Consider the following 21,936-nt stretch of genomic DNA (forward strand, 5'->3'; position numbering starts at 1 on the left):
CGGGACGCCTGCGGTTGCAGGCATCCCGCTTCAGTTAGGGTTATTCCATGTCGTCGCTGAGAGAAGCCCAGAAACAACTCACGCGGGACACCATCGTGGAACGGGCCCTGGAGCAGTTCACCGCCAAGGGCTACGCGTCCACCACCATCGACGAGATCGCGTCTGCTGCAGGCACCACCCGGGTCACGTTCTACGCCTACTATCCTTCGCGCACGGACCTCATGCGGGAGTTCATGGGCCGGGTCAATTCATTTCTGGACCGGGCCAGCGGACCGGACAGCACGTCCACTGCTTCGGACCTGGTGGACGTGGTCCGTGAAGGCGAGCTCTCCGGTATCCGCGCCTGGCTGGAATCGCGCGCTGCGCTCTGGCCGGTGTTCCGCCCCTACCTCGACGTCCTGGACGAGGCTGCGGCCGTGGACCCCGAGGTCCGGACCATGGTGGAGGCCTGGCATGAGGAAGTCATTTCGGACATCGTCACGGGGATGCAGCAGGCCGGACGTTTCCCCGAAGAAACACACCACGTCCGCGGTTCGCTCGCGTACACGCAGCTGGACTACGTCGCCACACTGTGGACCCGCCGCAAGCTGGAACCGAACCGCGAGCACGCGATCGAGGTGCTGGCGGACAGCTGGTACCACCTGCTCTGCGACGAACGCTGATCTGCAGAACTCGGCAACTTCTACCGTCGCTCCGCGTCCCCAGGACCCGCCGAAAGGCCAGTTACGGCCGGTTTCAACGCTCAAACCAGCCGTAACTGCCCTCTCGGCTAGCCCAGGATCATCCCCGCAGCACGTTCAGCGATCATGACCGTGGGGGCGTTGGTGTTTCCGGTGGTCACGAGCGGCATAACCGAAGCATCGGCGATTCGAATTCCGGAGAGCCCGCGCACCCGCAGGTCAGCGGGATCGACGACGGCCAGGTCATCGGTTCCCATCCGGCAGGTGCCAACCTGGTGGTGGTAGGTGACCACGGAATCGCGCACGTACCGGGCCAGGTCATCATCACTGTCCGACACCGCCGGTCCGGGATGCAGTTCCTTCGGTTCCCACCCGGCCAGCGCCTCAGTGCGGCCAATTTCCCGGCACTGCCGGACGCTGGCCACCAGAGCGTCGACGTCGGCCTGTTCACTAAGCGCACCGAGGTCGATCCGGAGCGGATCTTCCGGAGCAGGTCCGGTAAGGGTGATTTCCCCGCGGCTGGCCGGACGCACCAGTCCGCCGAGCATGGAGAAGCCGTTTGCAGGTCCGGTCATTTCCCCCAGGCCGTAGTCCTGGGAGTACATGGGCACGGAGAAGAAGATGGGCTGTGTGTCGGGCACCGGCAGGTCCGGCCGGGACTTGGCGAAAAAGTGCACTTCCGCCGGGGCCACCTCGCCGTCGGGCACCTCGCGGGCGCCGGTGGAGAAGATCACCGGAGCGAGCAGATGGTCCTGCAGGTTCTTGCCCACCCCGGGCAGGTCCAGGACCGGTTCGACGCCGATTTCCGCCAGCTCTGCAGCCGGTCCAATTCCCGAACGCAGGAGCAGTTCGGCGGAGTTAATGGCCCCGGCGCACAGGATGGTCTCCCCTGCCCGCACGGTGCGGAGTTCGCCGTCGTACTCGAATTCAACGCCGGTGACCGAGCCGTCCTCAACGATCAGCCTCCGCACGTGGGCACCCGTCACCAAAGTCAGGTTCGGGTGGTCCATGACGGGCTTGAGGTAGGCGTGCCAGGTGTTGAACCGCCTGCCGTCCCGCACATTGAGCTGCATCCGGGAGACGCCCTCAACGCTGCCCGAGTTGTAGTCCGGGTTCAGCGGGAGGCCAATTTCCTGTGCCCCGGCCAGCATGTCTTCCTGCACGGGATTACGGGGAAAGTCCGCCACGACGTCCAGCAGGCCGTCGGTGCCGCGCGTATCGGAGGCACCGCCGTCGAAGTTCTCAATCTGCTTGAACACCGGAAGCACGTCTTCCCAGGACCAGCCTGCACAGCCGGCTTCGGCCCAGGAATCATAATCCCAGCGGTCGCCCCGGACCCAAATGGACGCGTTCAGGGCATGCGATCCGCCCATCACCTTCCCGCGAGGCAGGTGCATGCGGCGCCCCGATGCACCGGCCTGCTCAGTGGTGTAGTAATTCCAGTCCTGCGGGCTGTGCCAGAGCGCGCCGAGGGTGTTCAGGTGGGCGATGTCGGGATTGATGTCTTGGTCCCCCGCTTCGAGGACAGTGACCTGCTTGCCGGCGTCGAGGAGCCGGCGGGCCACAACATTGCCGGCTGACCCGGCGCCAATCACAAGGTATTCGGTTTCCATGTGCTGCTTCATTGCTTTCGTTCGTTCGTTCGCTGGAAGGGGTTCAGTAGCTGAGGACCTGCGGGGCGCCGAGGCCCTTGAGCCCTTCGACGCCGAACTCGAGCCCGTATCCCGACTGCTTGGCGCCGCCGAACGGCATCCGCGGGTCCACGGCGCCGTGCTTGTTGATCCAGACGGTGCCGGCTTCGATCCGCGCGGCGACGGCCAGGGCCGCATCCTTGTCCGCGGACCACACCGACGCCCCCAGGCCAACATCCAGCCCGTTGGCCATTTCCACGGCCTCATCCACGGAGGAGTACTTGATGATTGGCAGCGCCGGGCCGAACTGCTCCTGCACCACCAGCGGATTGTCATTGTCAATGTCCGCCACCAGCGTGGCCGGGTAGAAATACCCGGGCTGGTCCGTCTGCGGGTTGCCGCCGGTGACGATCCGCGCGCCGGCATCCTTCGCAGCCTGCACCAGGTCGGTAACAATCTGGAACTGGGCCTTGTTCTGCAGCGGGCCCAGGACGTTGTTTTCGTCCAGGCCGACGCCCATCGGCATAGCCGCGGCCACCTTGGCCAATGCGTCGACGACGGCGTCGTAAATGTCCTCGTGCACATAGAGGCGCTTCAGCGCCGCGCAGGTCTGGCCGGTGTTGATGAACGCACCCCAGAACAGGTCCTCGGCGATCGCGGCGGGATCGGCGTCGGGCAGCACAATACCGGCGTCGTTGCCGCCGAGCTCCAGGGTCAGCCGCTTCACGGTGTCCGCGGAGGAGCGGATGATCGCCTTGCCTGTGGCTGTGGAGCCGGTGAACATCACCTTGTCGATGTCCGGATGTCCAGCGAGGGCCTCCCCTACGTCCCGTCCGCCGGAGACTACGTGCAGCACGTCAGCCGGCAGCGCCTGGTTCAGCACTGCGGCAAGGGCCAGTACGGAGAGCGGGGTGTATTCGGAGGGCTTCATCACCACGGTGTTGCCCATCCGCAGCGCCGGCGCCAGCTGCCAGACGCTGATCATCATCGGCCAGTTCCACGGGCCAATCGCCCCCACAACGCCGAGCGGGCGGTAGTGCAGTTCGGCGCGGCCTCCCTCGTCATCCACCAGCACCTCGGGTTCCAGTTCGAACGACGCCGTGGCGCGCAGCCAGGCAGCGCAGGCGCCCACTTCGAAGCGTGCGTTCGGGCCGTTCAGGGGCTTGCCCTGCTCCCGGGACAGCAGTTCGGCGAGTGCCTCGGCAGCGGCTTCGACGGCGTCGGCGGCCTTGAAGAGGAACGCGGAGCGTTCGGCGTGGCCGAGGGCCGCCCAGGACGGCTGCGCTGCGCGGGCCGCGGCAACGGACTTTTCCAGGTCATCGACGGTGTGGATGGGAGCTGCGGCCACTACCTCACCGGTGGCGGGATCAAGGATGTCCCGGGACTCTCCGGCGGCGGCGATGGCTCCCAGCAGGTCCTGGTAGCTGGTGAGGGATTCGGTGGTGTGCATGATTGCTCCTTTGCAACGGCGGGACGGATCACTGCTCCAACTGTGCGCCAGATCACTATTGTTCTGCTTGGCTTTGCGCGTGCGGCAATTGTCTTCCCGTGCACGGATGCCCGGGCGCGGCTCAGCGGCCGGAGCGGTACGCCGACGGTGACTGCCCGTAGGCGGCGCGGAAGACACGGCTGAAATGTGCCGGGTCCGGCAAGCCCCACCGCGCACCGATCGCCCCCACCGGAACGTCGGCCTGCAGGGGGTCAGCGAGGTCCCGGCGGGCTCCGTCCAGGCGGCGGGCACGGATCCAGGCTGCTGCCGTGGTGCCGGAGTCCTCGAAAAGCTTGTGCAGGCTGCGGACAGACATGAAATGGGCGGCCGCAATGTATCCCGGTGACAGGTCCGGGTTGGCGAGCTGGCCGTCAATGAAGTGCTGCACGCGGCGCAGCAGGCGTTCCTGGCCGCCCGCTTCCGTGTCCGGGAGGGCATGGGCCTCGTCGGCGAGCAGGGTGGAGAGCAGGTCCACCGTGTTCATGGCCAGCCGGTGCCCGATTGGGCCGTCCAGTTCCGGGAGCATTCGCCCGATCTGGGTCAGGAAGGGGACGACGGCGCGGCCCAGCCGGTGCCCGCGGCCCAGGCGCACGGCGGTCATCTCTGCCATGTCCTCCGGGGCGAGCCCGAGCAGCTGCTTCGGGAACATCAGCACCAGTGTGGTGAACTGCTTGTCGAAGCTCAGGGTGTAGGGGGTGCCGGTGTCGTAGATGGCCAGGTCACCTGGTTCCAGCACCGCCTCCCGGCCGTCCTGGAGCAGGATGCCGCGGCCGGAAAGCTGCAGGCTGAGCTTGTAGAAGCCGCCATCGGCACCGTTGATCAGTTCGGGTGTGCGCTCCACGCAGTGCGCCATGGCGTCAACCTGCACAATGGCCAGTTCACGCAGCCGGCGGCCGGTCAGCCGGCCGGAGAAAACAGTGTCCCCGGGGTGGACGGGGGAGGCCTCCAGCGGCACGAAGGAGTCCGAGACGATTTTTTTCCACTCCGGAAAGCTCGAGGCGTGAGCGGTGTCCGGCGCTGCTGCTTTCACTGCCTGGGCCATGCCTGTCCTCCCCGGTGAGTCTGGCGCATTGAGGTTGAACCTATCACCGGCGGCGGGATTGGGGCGGCCTCGTTACGGCGTGACGACTGCCTTCAGCGCACCGTCCCGGGCCCCGGCAACCAACGCGGCCTCGACGTCGTCAAGCCCGTGCCGCGAGGTGACCAGACCGTCCAGGTCGATGAGCCCGCGGGACGCGATTTCCACGGCGAGCGGCCAGGTGTTGGCGTACCGGAAGGTCCCGGTGATGAGCAGTTCCCGGCCCTGGATGAGCGGAACGGGGACCGCGATGGTGTCCGACCCCATCCCCACGAGGACGCAGCGGCCGCGGGGAGCAAGGCGGGACAGCCCGGACAGGACGGCGGATTCCGCCCCGGTGGCATCGATGAAGACCTGGTATTCCGGAGCCGGAACAGGCGCGTCTGCTGCCGTAAAAGTGCCGGAAGCCCCGTAGCGCCGGGCCTGCTCCAGCCTTTCCGCGCGGACGTCCGTCAGCGTGACCTCCGCCCCCGCCAGCGAGCATACGGCGGAAACGAGCAGCCCAATGGGCCCTGCGCCCGCCACCAGCACCCGGTTTCCGAGCTGCACCTTCCCGGCGGCTCGGGCAGCCAGCGCAACGCCCAGCGGCTCGAGAAGCGCAGCGGCGTCGTCGGACACGTGCTCCGGAACCGGGTGGCTGAAAGCCGCCGGGTGCACCGCGTACTCGCTGAAGACGCCGTCCACCGGCGGAGTGGCGAAGAAGCGGACCGCGGGGTCCAGGTTGTAGTGCCCGGAGAGCGTCTCGGCGGAGTAGGGCTGCGGGATCCCCGGCTCCAGCGAGACCCGGGTGCCAACCCGGGCGGGGTCGACGCCGTCGCCCACTGCTTCCACGCGGCCGGACGCCTCGTGCCCCAGGACCAGCGGCGATTCCACCACGTAGGGCCCGATCCGTCCCTCGCGGTAGTAATGCGTGTCCGAACCGCAGACCCCCACGGAAGCGATCCGCACCAGGACTTCACCCGGGCCCGGCACCGGCACGGGCCGCTCCTCTAGCCGGAGCTTGCCCGGAGCATCGAGTACGGAAACGCGCATGGTCGAAGGCAGGCTCACTTGACCGCACCCATCGACAGGCCGCGGACCAGCTGTTTCTGGGCAACCCAGCCGGCAATGACCACGGGCAGGGACGCCAGCACCGATGCCGCGGAGAGCTGGGCCAGGTACAGTCCTTCACTCGTCATCTGCGAGACCAGGAACACCGGGACGGTGGAGGATTTCGCGGCGGTGAGGTTCAGCGCGAAGAAGAACTCGTTCCAAGCGAAGATCACGCAGATCAGCGCGGTTGCGGCGAGCCCGGGCGCAACCATGGGCATCAGCACCCGCCACAGGGTCTTCAGCAGCCCGGCGCCGTCCATCTGCGCCGCTTCGAGCACCTCCGAAGGGACCTCCTGGAAGAAGGAGCGCATCATCCACACCGCGATTGGCAGGTTCATGGACGTGTACAGGACCACCAGGGTCCAAATGTTGTCCAGGACCTTCAGCTGCCCGGCGATGACGTAGATCGGCATGATCACGGCCACCACCGGCAGCATCTTCGTGGAAATGAAGAAGAACAGCACGTCCTGGGTCTTCTTCACCGGCCGGATGGACAGGGCGTAGGACGCCGGAACGGCCATGACCACCACCAGCAGGGTGGAGACGCCGGTCGCAATGAGCGAGTTCACGAAATAGGTGCCGGCGCCGGCGTCGAGCACCGCCCGGTACTGGTCCAGGGTGGGGGTGAAGAAGAACGACGGCGGGTTGGAGGCGGCCGCCGATTCCTGTTTGAAGGAAGTCAGCACCATCCACAGCACCGGTGAGAAGAACGCGATGGCCAGGATCCAGGTCAGCGTGGTCAGCAGGGAGGCGCCGGCGCGGGGCTTGCGCTTGCGGCGCGGCGCGGACGAAGTACCGGTGGTGGAAGGCGTGCGTTCGGCCGGAGCCGGTTGTATCTGCGTGGCCACGGCTAGTCCTTTGTGTCGAAGCTGCGGAAGATCAGGCGGAGGGCGAAGGTGGCAACGATGATCGTGGCAATCACGACCACCACGCCCATGGCGGCAGCCTGGCCGATGTCGAAGCCGAGGAACGCCCGCTGGTAGATGTAGAACGGCAGGTTGGCGCTGGCTGTCCCCGGACCGCCGGCCGTCATGAGATAGATCTGGTCGAACGTGTTCACCACGTAGATGGCTCCGAGGAGGACACCCAGTTCTATGTAGCGGCGGAGCTGGGGAAGGGTCACCGAGATGAACGTGCGCCACCATCCGGCGCCGTCCACCTGCGCTGCTTCCAGCACGTCCTTGGGCTGTGCCTGCAGTCCGGCCAGGACCAGCAGCATCATGAAGGGCGTCCACTGCCAAACCAGGGCCATCAGGATCGAGGCGATGGGATGGGCGGAGGTCCAGTCCACCGGAGGGATGCCGACCAGCCCGATCAGCCAGTTCAGCAGCCCGTAGCTCGGGTTCAGGATGGAGACGGACCACAGCAGTGAGCTGGCCACCGGCATGATCAGGAACGGTGTGATCAGCAGGGTCCTCACGATTCCCCGGCCGGCGAAGGAGCGGTCCAGCAGCAGAGCGAAGACGATCCCCAGGATCATGGCGAAGAAGACGCAGCCCACCGTGAAGATCACGCTGTTCAGTGCCGCCTGCCGGAAGGTGGAGTCAGCGAAGATCTCGATGTAGTTGGAGAACCAGACAAACCGGTCACCCTCGGGATTGAGCAGGTTCCAGTTCTGCAGCGAATACCAGATGGTGAACAGGAACGGGACCTGCGTAACGATCAGCGTGAAGATGAGCGCCGGCAGCAGCGGCCCGCGCCGCCGCCACCCTTCGGCCCGCGACATTCCTCCGGCCTGGCGCTGTGCGACGTCGCGGCGCGCTTTTTGGTTATGCCGCTCGAGAAGTGTGGCCATCAGCTCTCTCCTGACTGGTAGCTCTCCGCGACGGTTTGGGCGTAGCGCTGGGACTGTTCAAGGGCTTCCTCTACGGTTTTCTGGCCCGCGATGGCCGCGGAAATCTGCTGTGCCACCCGGGTTCCCAGATCCTGGAATTCCGGGATGCCGACGAACTGCAGTCCGGGATACGGAACTGGTGCTGCCATCGAGGTGTCCTGGGACGCACCGGCCATCGCCCTCAGGGTTGGTTCCGCGTAAGCCTGGGCGACCTCGGCGTATTCGGGGATCTCGTAGGTGGAGAGCCTGCTGCCGGGCGGAACACGTTCCCAGCTGATCTCTTCTCCCACCAGCTCGATGTACTCCTTGTTGGTCATCCAGGACACGAAGTCCCAGGCGGCGTCCTTCTCCTCACTGGTTGAGGGGATGGCGAGCGACCAGCTGTAGAGCCACCCGGCGGACTCGGTCTCCTGCACGGGAGCGGGTGCATAGCCCGTTTTCCCGACGACCAGGGACGACGCCGGGTCCTCGACTGAGGACACCATGGCCGTGGCGTCGTACCACATCGCCGCGTTGCCCTGCGAGTATCTCGTGAGGCAGTCGCCGTAGCCGCTGGTGGCAGCGCCGGGCTGGCCTGAGTTCCGCACCAGGTCCACGTAGTCGGTCACGGCCGCCTCAACCTCAGGGGAGTCAAGAGTGGCGTTCCAGTCTTCGTCGAACCAGCCGCCGCCGTAGGTGTTCATCATGGTGCTCAGCGGAGCCATGACTTCGCCCCAGCCCGCCAGCCCGCGCAGGCAGATCCCGGAGAAATCATCGTCCGGCCTGTGGAGTTTTTCGGCGAAACCGGCAATGTCATCCCACGTTGGCTTCTCCGGCATGGTCAGCCCAGCCTCTTCGAACAGGTCCTCGCGGTAGGCCAGGAAGGAAGACTCACCGTAGAAGGGCACCGAGTACAGGTCCCCCTCATAGCTAAGGGCCTCGCGGATGTTGGGGATGAAGTCGTCCGGATCGTAGCCCTGCGTGCCCTCGGCGTAGTCCTGGAGGTTGGTCAGCCAGCCGTTTTCCGCCCACATGGGGGTCTCATAATTGGAGACCATGACGACGTCGAATTCCCCGCCGCCGGTGGCGACGGAGGCGGTAATTTTGGCGCGTGCCTCATTCTCGGGCAGCGACACGAACCGGACGTCTATGTTCGGATGCTCTTCCTTGAAGCGGTCCTGCAGCGAGATCGCGTCGGTCATCTGCGGGTTGGAAACGATCGCCACCACGATTTCCTGACGGCCGTCAGCGCTGTCTCCGGCGCAGCCGGTGAGGAACAGTGCCAGCGACGCTGCGGCAGCTGCAACCCCCTTACCGAAACGGCGGCTGCGGCCCCGTGGCCTGCTGCGTTGTGATCTCATCCGACCCCTCTGCTCATTTGAGATTTCTCGTGCGCTCATTTGGGGAGTGACTCTAGTCAGATAGGATCAAATGAGCAACAATGAGTTGCTCATTCGGGAACAGGCAGGGTCGAATTATTACCGGAACAGGCAGGTCCCACGAGGAACTCCTGGCCAGGATTGGCCGGGACTATTACGTCCATAACCACTCCAAAGTGGAGATTGCCCGAAGTTACGGGATTTCACGCTTTCAGGTGGCCCGTTACCTGGATGAAGCACGGGCGCTGGGCATCGTGCACATCGATGTCCGCTTCCCCTCCACCGCCACGGACCTGGACCCTGCCCGCCTGGCTTCCTCACTCGGCGTCGAGCATGTCCGGATCACCCCGACGGGCCAGGATGACCGCGCCACCCGCGATGCCATGGCCCGCGGCGCTGCTGCCGAACTGGCCTCGGCTGCCTTCCCCGGAGCCACCGTGGGCATCTCCTGGTCCCGGACGCTGGATCTGGCGGCGCAGCACGTGACCAGCCTGCCGCCCTGCGACGTGGTGCAGCTGACCGGAGCCCTGCCTGTTCCAGGCAGCGGCAATTCGCTGGAACTGATCCAGGGACTGGGCAGGCACGACGGCGTGAGGACCTGGCCGCTCTGGGCGCCCCTTGTGGTCGAGAACAAGCAGACGGCAGACAGCCTTCGGCGCCAGCCGGAGATCGCAGACACCCTGAGGAAGGCGGACACCCTGGACGCGGCCGTCGTCGCCGTCGGGGCCTGGATGCCGGGACTGTCGACCGTCTGGAACCGGGTGGACAACCGTCTTCGGCTGGAATCTGCCCGCGCCGGCGCCGTGGCTGAATGCTCGGGACGGCTGCTGGACGCTTCAGGCAACCCGGTGGACTCAGAACTCGACGAGCGGGTGCTGGCGGTAACCGTGGCCCAGCTGCAGCACACCCCCAAGGTAGTGGCGGTGGCCCAGGGTGCAGCGCGCGCCGAAGCCGTGCGGGCCGTCCTGGCCGCTGGGTTCGTGACCACCCTGCTGATTGACGAAGAACTTGCCGTTGCCCTCTCCGGCACCGCCGGGCGTGATCCGGAAGCCACCGCAAAGAGGTGACGGGGACCACGAAATTAGCAGCTCCGGCAGGCGTACGGTAGAGTTCTAAGCACGACGCGGGGTGGAGCAGTTCGGTAGCTCGCTGGGCTCATAACCCAGAGGTCGCAAGTTCAAATCTTGCCCCCGCAACCAATAAGAAGGTCCTGGTCCGGTTTTCCGGACCGGGACCTTCTGCTTTTCCCGCCACCGGCCGGACACCGTGTGTGACACGCGTGTGACGGGGCCAACCCGGCGGTTTTACTAATATCGGCTCTGTGCTGGCTGGAGATAGATCGGCCACAGAGCTAAGGAAACCGTTGGAAACCACTCTCACCCGCAGGCTTGGCGTGCCCGGAATCGTCCTGATGGTCGTCGCCGCTGCGGCCCCCATCACCGTTGTTGCGGCTAACTTCCCCCTCATCCTCACCGTATCCGAATCAGTCGGCATGCCCCTGATGGTGCTGGCCGCCACGGCCATCCTGCTGCTGTTCTCGGTCGGCTACGCCTGGATGACCCCTCACGTGCCGGATGCCGGCGCCTTCTACTCCTACGTCGACCGGGGGCTCGGCCGCCGGGCCGGGCTCGGCACTGCAGGGCTGGCGCTCTTCGCCTACGTCCTGCTTACGGTCTCGATGACCTGCTACCTGGGCGTGCAGGCAGGAAACCTGGTTGAGCTCTGGACCGGGGTCCAGGTTCCCTGGTGGGCGATCTCGGCTGCCATGATCGCCGTCGTTGGCTTCCTGGGCTACCGGGACATCAACCTTTCCGCCAAGGTGCTGGGGACCGTCCTGGTCCTGGAGGTTGCCGCCGTCCTGGCCATCGACCTCGGCGTGCTCTTCTCCGGCCGGGAACTCAGCTCCGTCCCGTTCAGTCCGGCCGAAGCCATGTCCGGTGCGCCGGGCCTGGGCCTGCTGTTCGCCTTCCTCGGCTTCTTCGGCTTCGAGGCGACTGCGGTGTTCCGCAACGAGGCCAAGGATCCGGAGCGCACCGTCCCCCGGGCCACCTACATAGCTGTCCTCTCCATCGGCGCCCTGTACATCCTCTCCTCCTGGCTGATCATCAGCGGCCTCGGGGCCGGCAACGCCGTGGCCCTGGCCACGGACAGCCCTGACAGCGTGGTAGTCGGCTTTGCCGGGGAAATCCTCGCCCCGATCATGACGGACATCGTCCAGGTCCTGGTGGTGACGAGCATGTTCGCCTGCGTGCTGGCCTTCCACAACATCGTCTCGCGCTACCTCTTCACGCTGGGCCAGCGCGGGGTGCTGCCGCCCGGCCTGGCTGCTGTCCACCCCGCCCACCGGGCACCCTCCCGCGCCTCCTTCTGGGTTACCGGCGTGACCGCCGCCGTCGTGCTGGTCTCCGCCGTCGCCCAACTGGATCCGGTCCTGGAGATCTACACCTGGTACTCCGGCGCAGGGGCCATCGGCGTGATCGTCATGATGACCCTGACCAGCTTCGCGATTGTGGGCTTCGGTACGCGCGGCGGCGGAGTGTCCGCTCCCGGCATGGTGCGGGCCGCGGCAGTGGCCGGCGGGATCGGCCTGCTCGGTGTGCTGGCACTCTCTCTCTGGAACTTCCCGTTCCTAGTCGGCGGCAACCTCGCTGCCGTCATCTGGGGTGCGGCCCTCGTACTCGTTTTCGTGCTGGCCGCTGCCCTGCCGGCCAGCACCCGCCCGGCGCCGGCTGACACGCCGGAACCGGCGGACGCCTCCCGGCGCTAGCTGCCTTCCCGGTTCCCAGGCCCGCGGACGAGTTCCTCGACCGTAGCCCGGGCGCCGGCGTCGTGCAGGGAGGCCAGGGCCCGTGTGTAGGCCTGGACAAAACGGTCATTCGAGGCGAGGTCCCCGAAGAGCTCGGGCTGGGACACAAAGGCCAGCGGATCTTCACGGTTCCGGGCAGCGGCGGTCATCAGCGGCCCGCGCAGGCGGTCCACCACGGTGATCGCCTCATCCTGCTCATCAGTTCCCTCGTCATAGCGTGCCCAGCTGGCCACGATTGCCGCGGACCGGTGAATCTCGCCGCCGGCCTCGAGGTTCTCGCGGATGACGGGCAGCAGCCACTTGGGGATCCGGTCGGAGCTTTCGGCGCAGAGCCGGGCCAGGGTATCGCGGACATGCTCGTTGGAGAAACGTTCAATCAGTTTGTGCCGGTATTCATCCAGGTCCACACCGGGCAGCGGCTTGAGCGTGGGCGTGGCCTCGCGCTCCATGTAATCCAGCAGGAACCGGGCAAAGACCGGATCCTGGCAGACCTCGTGGGCGTAGCGGTAGCCGGCCAGGTACCCGAAGTAGCAAAGACCCTGGTGGCTTGCGTTGAGCAGGCGCAGCTTCATGAGTTCGTAGGGCTCGACGTCGTCCACCACCTGCACGCCGGCATCTTCGAACGGCGGCCGGCCCAGTGGAAAATGGTCTTCCAGGACCCACTGTTCGAAGTCCTCGCTCACCACCGGCCAGGAATCCTCTATGCCGAAGTCCTCCGCGACCATGGCCCGGTCCGCATCCGTGGTGACGGGGGTGATCCGGTCCACCATCGAGTTGGGAAAAGCCACGTTGGTCCGCATCCACTCCCCCAGTTTCGGGTCGCGGAGGTCCGCGAAGGCGGTGAACATCCTGCGGGCTACGTCTCCGTTGCCCTGGATGTTGTCGCAGGACATCACGGTGAACGGCGGTACGCCTGCATCCCGGCGTCGGGCGAGCGCCTCGGTGACCAGCCCGAAAACGGTTGCCGGAACGGCTCCGGGAGCCAGGTCCGCCTGCACGTCCGGGTTGCCGGCGTCGAATTCCCCGGTGACGTGGTGGAAGTTGTATCCGCCTTCGGTGATGGTCAGGGAAACGATCCGGGTCTGCGGGGAGGCCATCTTCGCGATGACGGCTTCCGGATCCTCCGGTGCCAGCAGGTATTCAGTGATGGAACCGATCACCCGGCCTGCGCGGGTGCCGTCCGGGTTCTTCAGCACCAGGGTGTACAGGCAGTCCTGGGCATCCATGACGGACTTCATCGCCGCATCGGCGGGCAGCACTCCGACGCCGCAGATACCCCAGTCAAGGGCCTTTCCGGCGTTCATCAGCCGGTCCAGGTACATGGCCTGATGGGCACGGTGGAAACCGCCGACACCAAAATGGACAATCCCGGTGCTCACCTGCGAACGGTCGTACTGCGGGGCGGACAGGGCCCGGGGAAGGCTCGCCAGGGACGTCGTGCTGAGCTTGCTCATGAGTCACACCTGTCGGAAGAACGGATAGGTGCGGCTCAATTTATCATGTGAGCGCAGCAGTTCTACTCAAATGAGCGGGCTCAGGTGCCGCAGACGCTAATCGACCAGTTCGGACTGCGTCTCGATGAAGTCCCAGTCCCGCATATCCAGGATGGGATCGATGACCGGGCCGCCCGCTTCGGCGATCCGGTCCTGAATTTTGTTGGGAATACCGTCCTGCCGCAGGTTCTCCCTAAGCCACTGCTTAGCCGTGGTGTCGAGGTACGGCCACCACCGTTCGATCTTGATGGGCTGCATGTCCTGCCCCTTTCCTTCACGGTAGGTCCACGGTGCCACCGGTCCCCAGAGCGCGCAAGAGGCGTGCCGAAGACCGCCCGCGGCGGACTGTAAAGGCAGCGGCGACCTGAACTGCCGCCGGGATGAACCCCCTTGTCAGAGGGGTAGGGTCAGGCTTCGCCGAGCGGCTAGGGAAGCGTGGTGATGCTCTCGATGGAAGCCCGTGCGTCTTCTGCGAGCGTCGGCGGGATGGGCGCGCTCTTGGCGGCGTCGGCCGATGCCTGCTGGCCTTCATCGCTGATCACGTACTGGCCGAAGGTCTTGACGAGCTCAACCGTGTCCGCATCCTCGTAGCCGCTGCAGAAGATCTGGTAGGACACCAGAATCAGCGGGTAGGCTCCGGGCGCCGTCGTCGTGCGGTCAAGGTGCAGGGCAATGTCATGCTCGCCGCGTCCGGGCACACGGGTGCTCTGCTCGACGGCGATCGCCGCACCCTCGGCGCTGATGGGGACGTACTCTTCACCGACCTTGAGATTGACGGTACCCAGGGATTCATCCACTACCGAGTCATCCGAGTAGGCCACGGCGCCCTCGGTCCGGGTAACGGTGCTGATGACGCCGGCGCTGCCCTGAGCGTTTTCGCCGCCGAGGCCGCCGGGCCAGGAACCGGACGGATCCGTGGGCCACGCTTCGGGGGCCGCCTCATGCAGATACTCGGTGAAGTTTTCGGTGGTACCGGAATCGTCCGCGCGGCTCACGGCCGTGATCCGGGTGGCGGGCAGCTGCACTCCGGGGTTCTGGCCTGCGATTGCCGGATCGTTCCAGGCGTCGATTTCGCCGCGGAAGATTTTCGCGATGGTGGCAGCGTCGAGATTCAGCGTGTCGATGCCGGGAAGGTTGAACGCCACTGCAATGGGGGAGATGTAGGCGGGAATATCCAGGGCGCCGTCAGGTCCGCAGACTTTCCGGGCCTCCTCCAGTTCCTCGTCCTGGAGATAGGCGTCCGATCCGGCGAACTGCACGGCACCGGCCAGGAGTGCGTTGCGTCCGGCGCCCGAGCCATCCGGGGAGTACTGGACCTGGACCTTGGGATGCAGCACGCGGAAGCCGCCGATCCAGGCATCCATGGCAGGGCCCTGTGCCGTGGACCCGGAACCGGAGATGATCCCCTCCAGCTTGGAGGTGCTGTTTTCCGCGGCTTTGCGCTGTTCCTCACCCAGGGGGTAGTCAGAACCGCAGGCAGAAAGCGCCAGCGCTGCGGCGGCGGCCACTGCCAGGGCACGAAGGGAACGGGAACTGCGCACGGTGGGGTGCTCCTTTGGGGGAAAGCGGCATCAGGCGGCCCGGAGTTCAATGCCTTGGAATCGGCACGTCCGGTTGCAACTTCAAGGCTAGCCGCCGATTAGTCCCCACCGCCAACTGGGAGCTGCCCCTGCCCTTGGCTGCCCCTGAAGGTAGTGGAAGGATGGGCTCACTCCGGACCACAGCGCGGCCACGAAGGCGGAATCGCCCAGGTGCCCCCGGTCCCTGCCCCAAGGGGGTTCAATGCTGGTTGCTGCAGCGATACTGACCGTGGTTTCCGCCGCCGTGCACTTCTATTTCTTCTTCCTGGAATCCCTGCGCTGGACCGCAGCCGAGACCATGGGTGTGTACGGAATCACTTCTGAGCAGGACGCGGAAACCACCCAGCCGCTGGCCTACACGCAGGGCTTCTACAACCTGTTCCTGGGGGTGGGTGCTGTCCTGGGGGTCCTGCTCATCGGCGTCGGCAATCCCGCAGCCGGACTGACCCTGATGAGCTTCTCCACCGCCTGCATGGTCCTGGCCTCGGTGGTGCTGCTGGCCGGCCGGTGGCCGCTGGGGCGGATTGCCCTCATCCGCGGGATTCCGGCGCTGCTGGCGCTGCTTCTCACCCTCATTGGCGCGTAACCCTGCCATCGCCCCGGAATAGACAGGCGCTAGGCAGGCGCGGGGACGATGTCGTACGCCGCCTCCGTCCACAGGTGGAACAAGGCATAGGCGCGCCAGGGCCGCCAGTCTTCGGCCAGACGTGATGCCTCCTTCGCGGTGGCAACCCCCAGGGCCCGCCGAAGGACCAGGTCCCCGGGAATGAACGCGTCCCGGTCCCCCGCAGCGCGGACTTCCAGGTAGTCCGCGGTCCAGGGTCCGATGCCGGGAAGGGCCAGCAGCGCCGGACGGACCGCCTGCCAGTCACTGTGCCGTCCCAGCTCCAGCCCGCCGGCTGCAGCTTCTGCAAGGGCATGGATGCTTCCCGCGCGGGCGCCGGTGATCCGCACTGCCGCCTGCAGGTCAGCGGGCGCGACGGCGGCCAGTTCGCCCGGCGCGGGGAAGGTCCGGAGTCCGCCGGGGCCGGCGGTTCCATAGGCAGCGACCAGGCGGGCGGCAAAGGTACGGGCCGCAGCAAGCGACACCTGCTGCCCGAGGACGGTCAGCACCGCTGTCTCAAACCCGTCCACCGAACCGGGGATTCGGAGTCCGGGATAGCGTTCGACCAGCGGGGCCAGCCGGGGGAAGCCAGCCAGCGCGGTGTCTACGGCGTGCGTATCGGCGTCGAGGTCCAGCCAGCTGCGGACCGCACCAAGGCAGCCTGCGTCGTTCTCCTGCCGGCCGCCGTTCAGGCTCACGGAGACCCCGTCCGGTGCACCGATGCCGATCTGCGCCAGCACCGGTCCGCCGGGGGCAGGCCACAGCCGGGTAAGGACTGCGCCCGACGGCGTCACCTCCACTGTTTCCAGCCCCGGCACGGCGTGGGCGGCCAGGCTGCGGACGAGCGGCTGCCACGGAAACGGGCCGGCCGCGGCCAGCACGTACATGCGGTCCGGCTCCCCCGCCTCCGCCGGGCTCATTCCATTCCCGTCATCCGGAGGGTGATGTTGATCCTGCCCTTGCTCAGTCCGTTCTCAGGATCGGCGGTCCCGGCCAGCGTTTTGGGCACCCCGTGGTACGCGAAACGGGAAGGACCGCCGAAGACGAACAGGTCACCGGAGGACAGCTCGATGTCGGTGTAGGGCCGGGTGCGCGTTTGTGTATTCCCAAAACGGAATATGCAGCTGTCGCCGATGCTGAAGGACACCACGGGGGCCGAGGACTTTTCGTCCTTGTCCTGGTGCATGCCCATATGCGCCCCTTCGGCGTAGTAGTTGATCAGGGCCGTATCCGGGGTGTAATCCTCGGGATCGATGATGTCCGGAGCGTAGCCCGGTTCCCCTTCAGTGCAGTAGGCGGCACGGATTGCCCGGCGGCCCAGCTCCACCAGCCAGCCGGGAACTTCGGCCACGCGGCCGCCGCCGGCGTCGTCGGCCGTGCGCGTGTATTTATAGGGCTGCCAGTGCCAGCCAAGGCACACCGTCTGCACCGACATTTTGTGCCCGCCCGGCAGGACCGCCGAACGCATCGGGACGGGTCCAATGGCCCAGGCCCTGCAGGCCTCGACGATGCTGCGCTGCTGCTCGGCAGTCAACCAGCCCGGCACGTGGACCGCACCGGCGGACGGGGTGTTGCGTTCGCGCGGGAAGAGTTCGCCGCTCATGCGGCGGCTTCCATGGTGAGCAGGGTGCGCTTGGCGTCGCTGCCACCGAGGTAGTTCCCGATTTTTCCGTCCGAGCGGACCACCCGGTGGCAGGGCACAACAACGGGCAGCGGATTCCGGGCGCAGGCGGTTCCGGCGGCACGGACGGCACCGGGGTTCCCCGCAAGCGCGGCCAGGGCAGCGTAGCTCGCGGTGGCACCGTAGCCGATGTCGGAGAGGTGTTCGATGACGGTGCGCCGGAAACCGGTGGCCAGGCGCAGGTCCAGCGCCAGGTCGAAGGTTTTCCGCGAGCCGGCGAAGTACTCCCGGAGCTGGCGGACGGGTTCAGCCAGGCGGGCGGCGTCGGCCAGGATCCGCGGACTGACGCGGACGGCGAGCTCTGCCAGCACAGCGTCATGCCCTTCCACGGCGAAGCCGACCCGGACCAGCCCGGCCGGCGTTGCGGCGAGCAGCAGTCCCCCAACGGGTGAATCCATCACCGTGTACGCAACATCGAGCAGGTCCTGTCCGGCGGCGTCGGCAGTGAGCCGGCCATGCAGCCGGGCCAGCGTCTCGCTCTCGGCCTCCGGCGCGTCCTGCGCGGCAGCTTCTGTGTCCAGGGTCATCGGAGGTCCTCCACATCCAGTGATCGGAGCTTCTTCATTCCATCAGCAGCGGAGCGGCGGCAGGCCGCTTCAGTGCTCTCGAGCAGGAGCGCCACGTCCGCGAAGGGCAGCCCGGCCAGATGGTGGTAGGCCAGGGCTTCACGCTGGCGCTGCGGCAGCGTCCGCAGGGCGGCCCACAGCCCGTCGTGCTCTCCCGGTCCGGGGTCCGCGCCTCCCGCAGCTTCGGGGAGGTCAGGCACTGTGACCGGGCGCCGGGCAGCGGCCCGGCGGGAATCTATGGCCTTGCGCTTGGCGATTGTCACCAGCCAGGCCTGGACGTTGGCCGCGGGATCGAGCGAGGGATAGGCGCGCAGGGCGGAGAGGAACGTTTCCGACCAGGCGTCCTCCGCGTCGTCGGGCCCCAGTACGGCACGGCAGACCCGCAGCACGACGGCGCCGTGTTCCCTGACGATCGCTTCGAACGGTTTCACTTCCACATACTGTAAACGCGCGGCAGCTCTCTTTTGTGAGCCTGCGGCCCTAGAGCCAGGCGATTCCCGGTGCAGGAGCTCCCCGTCCGTCGCCGGCGTCCCCGTTCGCAGTGAAGCCGGCAGTCGGATCCGCTCCGCCCAGCAGTGAGCGGGTCATGGCTTCACGCTGTCCGGAGAGATCCTCCGCGGCCGCGAGCAGATGGACATCGCCGGGATCCTCGCCGGCCTCCGCTGCCGCCAGGATTGCCCGGCGCACCAGCTCCCGCGCGAACGACGCCGTCGCGCCGTCCGCCTGCTCCGCCACCGCAGCCAGCGCCGCCGCGGAAAACACTCCGGCCGGAGCGTAAAGCTCCATGAGCCGGACCCGGTCCCCTGCGTCCGGCAACGGAATTTCGACGGCAAGGTCCACCCGTCCGGGACGCTGGGCAAGGGCAGGCTCCAGGACGTCCACCCGGTTGGTGGTCATGACAAAGGCAATATCGGCGTCGGCATCGAGCCCGTCCAGGGCGTCAAGGACCTGGAAGAGCAGCGGCTGCGGGCCGTGGCCCATGTTCCGGTCTTCGGCCACCAGGTCAATGTCTTCGAGGACCACCAGGGACGGAGCCATGGCCCGGGCAAGGCTCGCCGCCTGGGAGATCGCCCCCAGCGAAGCGCCGGTGAGCAGGACCGCCGTCGTGCCCGGACTTTCACTGAGCAGGTGCCGTACAGTGTGCGTTTTACCCGTTCCGGGCGGACCGTAGAGCAGGACCCCGCGTTTGAGGTGCTGGCCGGCGGCCTGCAGGCGGCCGCGGTGCCCGGCGATGCCCAGGACGTGGCTGCGGACCCGCTCGAGCACACCGTCGGGCAGGATCACTTTCTCCCGCGGCAGCGAAGGACGTGTCAGGAAGTTCACCCCGGCACCGCCCGGTCCGTAGGGATCGAAGCCGAGCGAGATGACCTGTCCGCGCAGGATGCTGTGGACCCGCAGGTGTTCCTGGACTGCTGCCAGGACGGCCGCCGCCACTGGACGTTCTGCGGCCATGACCGCCAGCTGCACGTCAGGGCTGCCCGTCTGCGGGTCACCGTTCCGCTGCAGGACGGCCACCGGCACCCCGTCGTGGCGGAACAGCCGGATTCCCAATCCGACCGCTTCCCGGCTGCTGTCTGGCCCGACGGCAATGTTGACGAAGTCCGGCTGGCCAACCGGGATATAACCGTAGCCCTCCTCCTGCACAATGTCGGAGAGACCCAGGTGCTGGCGCTGCTGTCCCCCGCCCAGGCCGATCAGCGTGTTCCCGGGGTCCTCCCCCGCGATCTGCTCCATGGCGATGTCCACGTCGGCGAAGCGGTGGAACGGGATCGCTTCCACGACGATCGGCACGTCCTGGGCCGGCAGCCCGAGGTAGGCACTGAGGGCATCCCGCAGCCGCGGCCGGGTCGAGGACGCGGCACGGTGCTGCTGGGCCAGTTCAACGGCGGCGTTGAAACTGGCCAGGAAGTCCGCGAGGTTTTTCTCCATGGCGCCAGACACTATCAGCGCAGGCGGCCTCCGGCCTGCTGTTTGGAGTCAGGCTCTCAGCGCGTTCTGCCGCAGGTCCGCCTTGCGGATCTTGCCGCTGGCAGTGGTGGGCAGGGACTCGCGGAACTCCACGGATTTCGGGACCTTGTAGCGGGCCAGTTTCCCTTCGAGGTGGTCCAGGACCGCCTTCTCATCGAGTTCTGCGCCTTCCGCGCGGACGATCACCGCGTGCGGCACTTCCCCCCAGCGCTCGTCCGGGACGCCGATCACTGCAACGGCGGAGACCTCCCGCAGCTCCATGATCAGCTGTTCCACCTGGGCCGGGTAAACGTTCTCGCCGCCGGAAATAATCATGTCCTTGATCCGGTCTGAGATGTACAGGAAGCCGTCGTCGTCGAAGTAGCCCATATCCCCTGAATTGAACCAGGCGCCGTCGGAGAAGGCCGCCGATGTGGCGTCCGGGCGGTTCCAGTACTCGCGGATCACATTGCCGCCGCGGATCTGGATTTCACCCACTTCCCCAGGGCCGGCCGGGGCTTCCCCGCTTCCGGCGATCCGGACATCGGTGAAGAAGTGCGGCAGTCCGGCAGATCCGGCCTTGGCCCGTGAATACCTGGCCGGCAGCGCAGTCGCACCGGGCGAGGTTTCGGTCATCCCGTAGCCGCCCGAGAAGGACAGGCCCCGCTCTTCATAGGCATCGAGCACACGCGCCGGGACGGGTGAGCCGCCGCAGGTGAGCATGCGGAGGCTTGAGAGGTCCGTTGACTCCCAGCCGGGATGTTCGGCCAGCATCTGGTAGGTAGTGGGAACCCCGGAAAGTGAGGTGATCCGGTGTTCCTCGATCGCGGCGAGGGTCGCACCGGGTTCGAACCTGCTGTGAAGAACGAGTTTCCCGCCCTTGAGCAGCACCGGCAGGGCGCCCATGCCCAGGGAGGCGACGTGGAACAGCGGGGCGATCATCAGGGCAACGGTTTCAGAGCTGACGTCGTAGTCGACCAGTACGTTCACGCTGTTCCACGTCATGTTTCCATGGGTGAGCAGCGCGCCCTTGGGGTTTCCGGTGGTGCCTGACGTGTACAGAATGATGGCGGGGTCCTCAAGACCGACCTCCACATCCCGCGGCTCAGCGTCCGCATCCTGCAGCACAGCCTCGTAGGGCTCTGCCGCAGGAGCGCCGGACACTGTTTCCGTCCCGGCCGGGGACGCCGCCGGGCCCTCCTCCGGGGCCACCATCAGCCGGTGCGTTACCGGAGAATCCGTGCAGCCAAGGACCGCAAGTGAATCAAGTTCCGCCGCATGGATCAGCACGGTGCTCCCGGAATCCTGGAGCGCGAACCGAACTTCCGGCGGGGCCAGCCGGGTGTTCAGGGGCACGAACACCGCGCCCAGGGAGCCCGCCGCAAAGAGCGACTCAAGGAACGCCGGGTGGTTGTTGCCCAGGTAGGCGACCCGACTGCCCGGCGAAACGCCGCGGGCTGCCAGTGCGCTGGCCAGCCGTTCGATCCGCTCGGCCAGCTGGTCGTACGTCAGCTCAATTCCGGCCCCGGTCACGGCCGTGACACCGGCGGACTTCACCCGGCGGCGGTGGATCCAGGATCCCAGTCCCTCGTTTCGCATCTGCTCGCTCCCTTTCCGGGCGTCTGGCTAGGCGTAGAAACGGGCCAGGAATTCAGCGACGACGGCGGGACGCTCCTCGCCTTCGATCTCGATGGTGTTGGACGTCTTGATCTGCACGCCGCCCTTCACCTCGGTGACCTCTGCGATCACCGAGTGCAGCCGGACCTTGGAGCCCACCTTCACCGGGTTCGTGAACCGGACCCGGTCCAGGCCGTAGTTGACCTTGGTCTTCACGCCGTCCACGTCGAACAGGGCACTCCACAGCGGAATGATCAGGGACAGGGTCAGGAACCCGTGGGCGATGGGGGCTCCGAAGGGCCCGTCCTTGGCCTTTTCCGGATCGGTGTGGATCCACTGGTGGTCATCGGTCGCGTCGGCAAAGGTGTTGATCTGGTCCTGGGTGATCTCGATGTAATCGGTGTAGCCCAGGTCCTTGCCGACCAGTGAGGGAAGTTCTTCGAGGGTGACAACGGTAGCGCTCATGTTCTTTTTCCTTCG

Annotated in this window: 21 protein-coding genes and 1 tRNA gene; 5 read left to right on the plus strand and 17 right to left on the minus strand. The window is 66.6% G+C overall.

The features are described from left to right. The first annotated feature begins 47 nt into the window (after positions 1 to 47). Positions 48 to 662: a TetR/AcrR family transcriptional regulator gene (locus tag NF551_RS16040; RefSeq protein WP_227896089.1), complete on the plus strand. Its 615-nt coding sequence runs from the start codon at positions 48 to 50 to the stop codon at positions 660 to 662. A gap of 107 nt (positions 663 to 769) precedes the next feature. Here NF551_RS16040 and NF551_RS16045 read toward each other — a convergent pair whose 3' ends face one another. The 7 genes from NF551_RS16045 to NF551_RS16075 all read right to left on the minus strand — a co-directional run bounded on the left by NF551_RS16045 (position 770) and on the right by NF551_RS16075 (position 9,144). Next, complete coding sequence (locus NF551_RS16045) at positions 770 to 2,293, minus strand: GMC family oxidoreductase (RefSeq protein ID WP_227896090.1); 1,524 nt, start codon at positions 2,291 to 2,293, stop codon at positions 770 to 772. A gap of 43 nt (positions 2,294 to 2,336) precedes the next feature. Further along, the gene (locus NF551_RS16050) at positions 2,337 to 3,761 is read right to left on the minus strand and encodes an aldehyde dehydrogenase family protein (RefSeq protein WP_227896091.1); all 1,425 of its coding nucleotides are present in this window, start codon (positions 3,759 to 3,761) and stop codon (positions 2,337 to 2,339) included. Between the two features lie 121 nt (positions 3,762 to 3,882). Further along, positions 3,883 to 4,842, minus strand: coding sequence for an AraC-like ligand-binding domain-containing protein (locus NF551_RS16055; protein WP_227896092.1), 960 nt, complete (start codon positions 4,840 to 4,842; stop codon positions 3,883 to 3,885). A gap of 72 nt (positions 4,843 to 4,914) precedes the next feature. Next, positions 4,915 to 5,928, minus strand: a complete 1,014-nt coding sequence (locus NF551_RS16060) for an NAD(P)-dependent alcohol dehydrogenase (protein ID WP_341482271.1) — start codon at positions 5,926 to 5,928, stop codon at positions 4,915 to 4,917. Beyond that, positions 5,925 to 6,818, minus strand: coding sequence for a carbohydrate ABC transporter permease (locus NF551_RS16065; RefSeq protein WP_423721792.1), 894 nt, complete (start codon positions 6,816 to 6,818; stop codon positions 5,925 to 5,927). Before NF551_RS16065 ends, NF551_RS16060 begins: the two co-directional genes overlap by 4 nt. Positions 6,819 to 6,820: 2 nt before the next feature. Next, the gene (locus tag NF551_RS16070) at positions 6,821 to 7,696 is read right to left on the minus strand and encodes a carbohydrate ABC transporter permease (RefSeq protein WP_331460470.1); all 876 of its coding nucleotides are present in this window, start codon (positions 7,694 to 7,696) and stop codon (positions 6,821 to 6,823) included. A 68-nt stretch (positions 7,697 to 7,764) separates the two neighbouring features. Further along, a complete protein-coding gene (locus tag NF551_RS16075; RefSeq protein ID WP_227896094.1) occupies positions 7,765 to 9,144 on the minus strand; it encodes an ABC transporter substrate-binding protein in 1,380 nt (459 codons plus the stop codon). A gap of 80 nt (positions 9,145 to 9,224) precedes the next feature. Between NF551_RS16075 and NF551_RS16080 the strand changes: the two genes are divergently transcribed. The 3 genes from NF551_RS16080 to NF551_RS16090 all read left to right on the plus strand — a co-directional run bounded on the left by NF551_RS16080 (position 9,225) and on the right by NF551_RS16090 (position 11,929). After that, on the plus strand, positions 9,225 to 10,229 hold the full coding sequence (locus NF551_RS16080) for a sugar-binding transcriptional regulator (protein WP_227896095.1): 1,005 nt from the start codon (positions 9,225 to 9,227) through the stop codon (positions 10,227 to 10,229). Between the two features lie 55 nt (positions 10,230 to 10,284). Then, positions 10,285 to 10,361, plus strand: a tRNA-Met gene (locus NF551_RS16085). Between the two features lie 164 nt (positions 10,362 to 10,525). Beyond that, entirely contained in the window at positions 10,526 to 11,929 is a 1,404-nt protein-coding gene (locus NF551_RS16090) for an APC family permease (protein WP_227896096.1), read from the plus strand. Here the strand turns inward: NF551_RS16090 and NF551_RS16095 are convergent. From NF551_RS16095 to pstS, 3 genes are all read right to left on the minus strand, one after another. Beyond that, positions 11,926 to 13,422 carry a mannitol dehydrogenase family protein gene (locus NF551_RS16095; RefSeq protein ID WP_227896097.1) on the minus strand — a complete coding sequence of 499 codons (1,497 nt, stop codon included), beginning with the start codon at positions 13,420 to 13,422 and terminating at the stop codon, positions 11,926 to 11,928. The genes NF551_RS16090 and NF551_RS16095 overlap by 4 nt on opposite strands. A gap of 96 nt (positions 13,423 to 13,518) precedes the next feature. Next, entirely contained in the window at positions 13,519 to 13,719 is a 201-nt protein-coding gene (locus tag NF551_RS16100) for a hypothetical protein (RefSeq protein ID WP_227896098.1), read from the minus strand. A 167-nt stretch (positions 13,720 to 13,886) separates the two neighbouring features. Beyond that, positions 13,887 to 15,002, minus strand: a complete 1,116-nt coding sequence (pstS, locus tag NF551_RS16105; RefSeq protein WP_227896099.1) for a phosphate ABC transporter substrate-binding protein PstS — start codon at positions 15,000 to 15,002, stop codon at positions 13,887 to 13,889. Between the two features lie 241 nt (positions 15,003 to 15,243). Between pstS and NF551_RS16110 the strand changes: the two genes are divergently transcribed. Then, positions 15,244 to 15,627, plus strand: a complete 384-nt coding sequence (locus NF551_RS16110; protein WP_227896100.1) for a DUF1304 domain-containing protein — start codon at positions 15,244 to 15,246, stop codon at positions 15,625 to 15,627. A 29-nt stretch (positions 15,628 to 15,656) separates the two neighbouring features. Here NF551_RS16110 and NF551_RS16115 read toward each other — a convergent pair whose 3' ends face one another. The 7 genes from NF551_RS16115 to NF551_RS16145 are packed head-to-tail and all read right to left on the minus strand — an operon-like array spanning position 15,657 to position 21,921. Next, positions 15,657 to 16,565 carry a DNA-3-methyladenine glycosylase family protein gene (locus NF551_RS16115; RefSeq protein ID WP_227896101.1) on the minus strand — a complete coding sequence of 303 codons (909 nt, stop codon included), beginning with the start codon at positions 16,563 to 16,565 and terminating at the stop codon, positions 15,657 to 15,659. Continuing rightward, positions 16,562 to 17,248, minus strand: coding sequence for an alpha-ketoglutarate-dependent dioxygenase AlkB family protein (locus tag NF551_RS16120; RefSeq protein ID WP_227896102.1), 687 nt, complete (start codon positions 17,246 to 17,248; stop codon positions 16,562 to 16,564). The genes NF551_RS16115 and NF551_RS16120 overlap by 4 nt, the downstream gene beginning before the upstream one ends. After that, entirely contained in the window at positions 17,245 to 17,853 is a 609-nt protein-coding gene (locus NF551_RS16125) for a methylated-DNA--[protein]-cysteine S-methyltransferase (RefSeq protein ID WP_227896103.1), read from the minus strand. The genes NF551_RS16120 and NF551_RS16125 overlap by 4 nt, the downstream gene beginning before the upstream one ends. Beyond that, positions 17,850 to 18,323: an RNA polymerase sigma factor gene (locus tag NF551_RS16130; RefSeq protein WP_423721798.1), complete on the minus strand. Its 474-nt coding sequence runs from the start codon at positions 18,321 to 18,323 to the stop codon at positions 17,850 to 17,852. The genes NF551_RS16125 and NF551_RS16130 overlap by 4 nt, the downstream gene beginning before the upstream one ends. 49 nt (positions 18,324 to 18,372) lie before the next feature. Next, positions 18,373 to 19,821, minus strand: a complete 1,449-nt coding sequence (locus NF551_RS16135; RefSeq protein ID WP_227896105.1) for an AAA family ATPase — start codon at positions 19,819 to 19,821, stop codon at positions 18,373 to 18,375. 48 nt (positions 19,822 to 19,869) lie between these two features. Then, entirely contained in the window at positions 19,870 to 21,438 is a 1,569-nt protein-coding gene (locus NF551_RS16140) for an acyl-CoA synthetase (RefSeq protein ID WP_227896106.1), read from the minus strand. A gap of 27 nt (positions 21,439 to 21,465) precedes the next feature. Next, positions 21,466 to 21,921 carry a MaoC family dehydratase gene (locus NF551_RS16145; RefSeq protein ID WP_227893939.1) on the minus strand — a complete coding sequence of 152 codons (456 nt, stop codon included), beginning with the start codon at positions 21,919 to 21,921 and terminating at the stop codon, positions 21,466 to 21,468. Between the last annotated feature and the right edge of the window lie 15 nt (positions 21,922 to 21,936).

Origin of the sequence: Arthrobacter caoxuetaonis, assembly GCF_023921125.1 — a bacterium.
GTDB classification, from domain to species: domain Bacteria; phylum Actinomycetota; class Actinomycetes; order Actinomycetales; family Micrococcaceae; genus Arthrobacter_B; species Arthrobacter_B caoxuetaonis.

Coding starts and splice junctions, on each gene's coding strand:
- NF551_RS16110 (WP_227896100.1), top strand. CDS start 15,244: ATGCTGGTTGCTGCAGCGATACTGACCGTGGTTTCCGCCGCCGTGCAC.
- NF551_RS16125 (WP_227896103.1), bottom strand. CDS start 17,853: ATGACCCTGGACACAGAAGCTGCCGCGCAGGACGCGCCGGAGGCCGAG.
- NF551_RS16135 (WP_227896105.1), bottom strand. CDS start 19,821: ATGGAGAAAAACCTCGCGGACTTCCTGGCCAGTTTCAACGCCGCCGTT.
- NF551_RS16045 (WP_227896090.1), bottom strand. CDS start 2,293: ATGGAAACCGAATACCTTGTGATTGGCGCCGGGTCAGCCGGCAATGTT.
- NF551_RS16120 (WP_227896102.1), bottom strand. CDS start 17,248: ATGAGCGGCGAACTCTTCCCGCGCGAACGCAACACCCCGTCCGCCGGT.
- NF551_RS16080 (WP_227896095.1), top strand. CDS start 9,225: ATGAGTTGCTCATTCGGGAACAGGCAGGGTCGAATTATTACCGGAACA.
- NF551_RS16055 (WP_227896092.1), bottom strand. CDS start 4,842: ATGGCCCAGGCAGTGAAAGCAGCAGCGCCGGACACCGCTCACGCCTCG.
- NF551_RS16075 (WP_227896094.1), bottom strand. CDS start 9,144: ATGAGATCACAACGCAGCAGGCCACGGGGCCGCAGCCGCCGTTTCGGT.
- NF551_RS16115 (WP_227896101.1), bottom strand. CDS start 16,565: ATGAGCCCGGCGGAGGCGGGGGAGCCGGACCGCATGTACGTGCTGGCC.
- NF551_RS16040 (WP_227896089.1), top strand. CDS start 48: ATGTCGTCGCTGAGAGAAGCCCAGAAACAACTCACGCGGGACACCATC.
- NF551_RS16100 (WP_227896098.1), bottom strand. CDS start 13,719: ATGCAGCCCATCAAGATCGAACGGTGGTGGCCGTACCTCGACACCACG.
- NF551_RS16050 (WP_227896091.1), bottom strand. CDS start 3,761: ATGCACACCACCGAATCCCTCACCAGCTACCAGGACCTGCTGGGAGCC.
- NF551_RS16070 (WP_331460470.1), bottom strand. CDS start 7,696: ATGTCGCGGGCCGAAGGGTGGCGGCGGCGCGGGCCGCTGCTGCCGGCG.
- NF551_RS16095 (WP_227896097.1), bottom strand. CDS start 13,422: ATGAGCAAGCTCAGCACGACGTCCCTGGCGAGCCTTCCCCGGGCCCTG.
- NF551_RS16145 (WP_227893939.1), bottom strand. CDS start 21,921: ATGAGCGCTACCGTTGTCACCCTCGAAGAACTTCCCTCACTGGTCGGC.
- NF551_RS16140 (WP_227896106.1), bottom strand. CDS start 21,438: ATGCGAAACGAGGGACTGGGATCCTGGATCCACCGCCGCCGGGTGAAG.